The 1,559-nt window shown below is 59.7% G+C and carries 1 protein-coding gene; it reads right to left on the bottom strand.

Annotated elements, in window-relative coordinates:
- Window positions 1–249 precede the first annotated feature (249 nt).
- Window positions 250–1,344, bottom strand: a complete 1,095-nt coding sequence (locus tag F8N85_RS34085) for a DUF1615 domain-containing protein (RefSeq protein ID WP_150804438.1) — start codon at window positions 1,342–1,344, stop codon at window positions 250–252.
- Window positions 1,345–1,559 lie beyond the last annotated feature (215 nt).

The following is a 1,559-nucleotide window of genomic DNA, read 5'->3' as shown; positions in this document are numbered from 1 at the left end:
CCGCGTCGCTGAAGGTGGTTCGGATCGCCTGATCGAGAACCGCGTCGCTGAAGGTGGTTCGGATCGTCTGATCGAGAACCGCGTTGCTGAAGGTGGTTCGGATCGTCTGATCGAGAACCGCGTCGCTGAAGGTGGTTCGGATCGTCTGACCCAGAATCAGAACCATGCATGAATAGCCTTACTGCGGCACTCAACCCAAAAGCCCGGCTTGATCAGCCGGGCTTTTTTATGGGTGATCAGTTCGCACGGTCAACGACCCGCTGCCCTTTTCATGCAGCGCTGATGGCGTTCGTCGACCCGTTTGGCGAACCAGGCGGTGGTGAGTTTTCGGGTGATTTTCGGGCTTTTCAGCACGATACCCGGCAACACCGCACGGGGCAGTGGTTTACCTTCAGCCTGCTCGGCCAAGGCGAAGACTCGCCGGAAGAGCGTGCTGTCTTCGAATTCCAGGCTGTCGCCCTGCTCCAGCTGGCGTCTGATCGTCGGGTTGCGCAGGCCAAGCTGCTTGCCCAGGGTGCGCACCGCCAGTTCCGTGGTCCCGGGCATGATTGAGCCGTGGAGAATCAGGTCGCCATCGAGGGCCAGGGGGATGCCCGAAGCGCTGCTGACGGCATTCTGGAAAGCGGCGTTGCGGCTGGCGTACCAACCGGCATTGAAATCGGCGAAGCGATACAGCGGCTTGGAGTAACTCACCGGATAACCGAGCAAATGCGCGATACCGAAGTACAGGCCACCGCGCCGGCTGAATACTTCCCGGCGAATCGAACCTTCCATGGGATAGGGATAGTCCTGCGCCTGACTTTCGGCAAAGTCGATGCTGACTTGCATCGGGCCGCCGGTATGTACCGGATTGAAACTCCCGAAAAGGGTGCGGCCCATTGGCACCATGCCGATGAAGTCGTCGAAAATGCCGCTGATTTCCTTTTCGGTGCGGGCGGCATTCAGGCGTTCGCTGTAGCTTTTACCGTTCGACGAGCGAGCCATCAGGGCACCGTTCACCAAAAGACTGGGGACATGCACCGCTGCCGCGCGGCGGTCGATCTCCTCCCGGGCGATTTTCCCCAGCCCCGGCACTGCGGGATCAACCTGGAAAGTCGACTCCTGTTCGGTCACTGCCAGTACTGAACAGAGGTTTTCCGTGGTCGGCGCAAGGCCTTGCGCGGCGAAAGCTGCATAGATGTCGGTGGCCCAGCCCTCACGGTCAACGGTCTTGGGCGGCAATAGCCGAACAAGCTTCGCCTTCACCTCGGCCGGTCGTGCCGGCGCCTCCTGGGTGCGTTGGCTGCCGCAGCCGGCCAGCACCAGCAAGGTGGCGATACCCATGATTAATCGATTTGCGCGCATGTTTCCCCGAATCAAGCTGTTGGGCCAATGGAGCGACTATGAACAAAGCCACCGCGGATATCGACCCTTGAGCCGAACGGCTGTTCAATATCAGGTGTCTGCTCCGCACCCTTGGCAATGGAAAAGGAAATGCCGTTGTACTTCAATTGAGATTCTGAGGACTGCGCATGCTATTACAGGCCATGCGCAAAACTTGTGGCGAGGGGGCTTGCCCC

It is taken from the genome of Pseudomonas fluorescens (assembly GCF_902497875.1).
GTDB lineage: Bacteria > Pseudomonadota > Gammaproteobacteria > Pseudomonadales > Pseudomonadaceae > Aquipseudomonas > Aquipseudomonas fluorescens_BR.
This window is presented reverse-complemented; position numbering and strand designations above follow the sequence as displayed.

Coding starts and splice junctions, on each gene's coding strand:
- F8N85_RS34085 (WP_150804438.1), bottom strand. CDS start 1,344: ATGCGCGCAAATCGATTAATCATGGGTATCGCCACCTTGCTGGTGCTG.